Genomic DNA, 2,796 nt, shown 5'->3' with positions numbered 1-2,796 from the left:
AACACTGTATCTGTGGCGAGCGAGCTTGCTCCCTCGCCACAGGTCACTTTTTACCCCTTCAAAGCCTTGACTGACTGGCATTAGGGCATGCCCCCGATGGATGGTACAGGCGCTACAGAAGTCGGCTCCGATCGCGCCGCAACAACTTCCTCACCCGCGCCACCAACGCCTTGGCCTCGAACGGCTTGAGCAGGTAATCATCCTCATGCAACTCCAACCCGCGCAGGCGATCCTCGATCCCGCCAGGCGTGGTCAGGAACAGCACTGGCGTGTCGCCCTTGTGCCGAATCGCCTGCTGCAACTTCCAGGCGTTCAAGCCCGGCAGCATCACATCCAGGATCACCAGGTCGTACGCGGTGCTTTCCACAAAGCGCTGCGCCGCCATGCCGTTGGCCGCGACTTCCACGCCGAAACCGGCCTCGCTCAAGCCTTGGGCCATGAGCTGCGCCAATTGCGGCTGGTCTTCCACTAACAACACCTGCATGCCTTACCTCTGGGTTCGATTACAAACCTGTCATCAAATTGTGCGGTTTCTGACCACGTTCACTGACTACCGTGACGGCCTGCCTTATGGAGCCTTCACCATGTCTCGCCCTGCCTTGTTCTTGAGTCTCGCCTTGTGCACCGCCGCACAGGCCACACCGCAATTGCCCCGCCATGCCGACCTGGATCTGCGCACGGCCCGCCAACTGGCCGATGCCGGCCTTGCCCACTGCAGCGCCGCGCTGACCGTATTGGACCGCGGCGGCAACCTGTTGCTGAGCCTGCGCGCCGATGGCGTCGGCCCGCATAACAGCCTCGCCAGCCAGCGCAAAGCCTACACCGCGCTGTCGAGCAAAACCGCGACGCGGCTGTTTGCCGAACGTGCGCGCAACAACCCCGAGGCCGCCAACCTTAACAGCTTGCCCGAGTTGCTGTTGCTCGGTGGCGGCGTACCGCTGTTTGCCGACGCCGAGCTGGTCGGCGCGCTGGGGATCGCCGGTGCCGGCGGCGCCGCGCAGGACGACGCCTGCGCCACCCAGGCCGCCGAGCAGCTGGGCCTGAAAACTTCTCTCTGATTCCACCCTCGAAAGGACCTGTCGATGAAAACCCTCAACATGACCCTCGCAACCCTCAGCCTCAGCGGCCTGTGCAACCTGGCCCTGGCCGCCGGCAACCCCCTGAGCGTGCATGTGCTCAACCTGGAAAATGGCCTGCCGAGCGCCGGTGTCGGCGTCACCCTGGAGCAACAGGTGGGCGATAAATGGCAGCCACTCGCCAAAGGCGTCACTAACGAGCAGGGACGCATCGCCGAACTGTTCCCAGCCAACCAAACCCTGCAACCGGGTGAGTACCGCGTGGTGTTCAAGACCGGCGATTACTACAAAAAGGCCAACCGTGAAACGTTCTTCCCCGAAGTGCCGGTGATCTTCCAGGTGAAACAGGTCGACCAGCATTACCACATTCCGCTATTGCTCAGCCCTTATGGGTTCTCCACATATCGCGGTTCATAGGCCCGCGGCCTGCCGCAGACGCTTGAGGTCAAGTATCTCAATCGCGCCGTAACTCAGACCGATGATCCCCTGTTGTTCCAACGCCTTGAGCAGGCTGTTGGCGGTCTGGCGCGACAGGCCCAGCATCGCCGCCAAGTCCTCCTGGGGCAGTTGCAACGTGCGACGCGCCTGGTCTATTTCGCCGTAGCCCTGGGCGATCATCAGCAACCGATGGGCCAGGCGCGCCGACGCGGGCATCAGGCTCATCTGCTCGATATTGATCAACGAGAGGCGCAGTTTGTGGCTCATCAACAGGGCCACGTCGCGCCAATACGCCGGATGGTTTTCGAGGATGTCGAGCATGGCTGCCTGCGGCACCTGCAACAGCGTGCACGGCCCCGAAGCCTGGGCATCGTGGGTGCGCGGCAGGTTGTCGAACAGGCAGATTTCGCCGAACCAGTAAGGCGTTTCCACCAGGCTCAACACCGCTTCCTTGCCCTGCGCGTTCACCGCGCTGATGCGCACCGCGCCTTCCAGCACCGCATAAAGCCCACACGGCGGGTCGCCGCGCTTGAACAGATACTGCCCCGCCGTCAGCGCGCGCAGCCGTGCGGCCGCCAGCAAACGATGCTGTAGCTCGACCGGCAGGTGGCTGAACCAGTGGCCGTTGGCCAACCGGGCATACCATTGCTCTGCGTCCATGAGAACTCCGAAGATTGTCGCCCAGCTGACAGTCAGGCGCTGGCTGACAGGGCATGATCAAACATCCTACAGGAGGAACAACAATGAAAAGCCTCGTCGATCACCTCAGTCAATACGCCGCCTACCACCGCGACCCGCGCAATATCGCCAGCCACTTTATTGGTATCCCGTTGATTGTGGTCGCCGTGGCCGTCCTGCTGTCACGCCCGGAATGGGCAGTGGGAGGTTTGTGGATTTCACCGGCGGTGATCGTGGCGTTGTTGTCGGCGTGGTTTTACCTGCGCCTGGAACCGGCCCTGGGCGTGCTGATGACGGTACTGATGGGCTTGTCGGTATGGGCCGGGCATGTACTGGCGGCGCAGAGCACCCTGGTATGGCTGAGCATTGGCGTGGGAATGTTCGTGGTGGGCTGGGTGATCCAGTTTATCGGCCATTACTACGAAGGCAAGAAGCCCGCGTTTGTGGACGATGTGTCGGGGTTGATCGTGGGGCCGTTGTTTGTGGTGGCGGAGGTGGCGTTTTTGCTGGGGTTGCGGCATGACCTGAAGGCGAACATTGAGAAACGCTCGGGCCCGGTGGCGCGCCGCGATCTAAAGCCAAGCGGGGTCTGAATGTGGGAGGG

General features: G+C 62.3%; 5 protein-coding genes. 3 read left to right on the top strand and 2 right to left on the bottom strand.

The window, feature by feature from the left end; genetic code table 11:
* Positions 1-112 precede the first annotated feature (112 nt).
* Positions 113-484, bottom strand: coding sequence for a response regulator (locus JWR98_RS29015; RefSeq protein WP_078822855.1), 372 nt, complete (start codon positions 482-484; stop codon positions 113-115).
* A 100-nt stretch (positions 485-584) separates the two neighbouring features.
* Between JWR98_RS29015 and JWR98_RS29010 the strand changes: the two genes are divergently transcribed.
* On the top strand, positions 585-1,058 hold the full coding sequence (locus JWR98_RS29010; protein ID WP_003170967.1) for a GlcG/HbpS family heme-binding protein: 474 nt from the start codon (positions 585-587) through the stop codon (positions 1,056-1,058).
* A 24-nt stretch (positions 1,059-1,082) separates the two neighbouring features.
* On the top strand, positions 1,083-1,493 hold the full coding sequence (uraH, locus tag JWR98_RS29005) for a hydroxyisourate hydrolase (RefSeq protein WP_078731065.1): 411 nt from the start codon (positions 1,083-1,085) through the stop codon (positions 1,491-1,493).
* Here the strand turns inward: uraH and JWR98_RS29000 are convergent.
* Positions 1,488-2,174 (bottom strand): Crp/Fnr family transcriptional regulator, encoded by a 687-nt coding sequence (locus JWR98_RS29000; protein ID WP_078731064.1) that lies wholly within the window; start codon positions 2,172-2,174, stop codon positions 1,488-1,490. The genes uraH and JWR98_RS29000 overlap by 6 nt on opposite strands.
* 83 nt (positions 2,175-2,257) lie before the next feature.
* Between JWR98_RS29000 and JWR98_RS28995 the strand changes: the two genes are divergently transcribed.
* Positions 2,258-2,785 carry an Mpo1 family 2-hydroxy fatty acid dioxygenase gene (locus JWR98_RS28995; protein WP_205491878.1) on the top strand — a complete coding sequence of 176 codons (528 nt, stop codon included), beginning with the start codon at positions 2,258-2,260 and terminating at the stop codon, positions 2,783-2,785.
* Positions 2,786-2,796 lie beyond the last annotated feature (11 nt).

It is taken from the genome of Pseudomonas lactucae, from assembly GCF_016937615.1.
GTDB lineage: Bacteria > Pseudomonadota > Gammaproteobacteria > Pseudomonadales > Pseudomonadaceae > Aquipseudomonas > Aquipseudomonas lactucae.
This window is presented reverse-complemented; position numbering and strand designations above follow the sequence as displayed.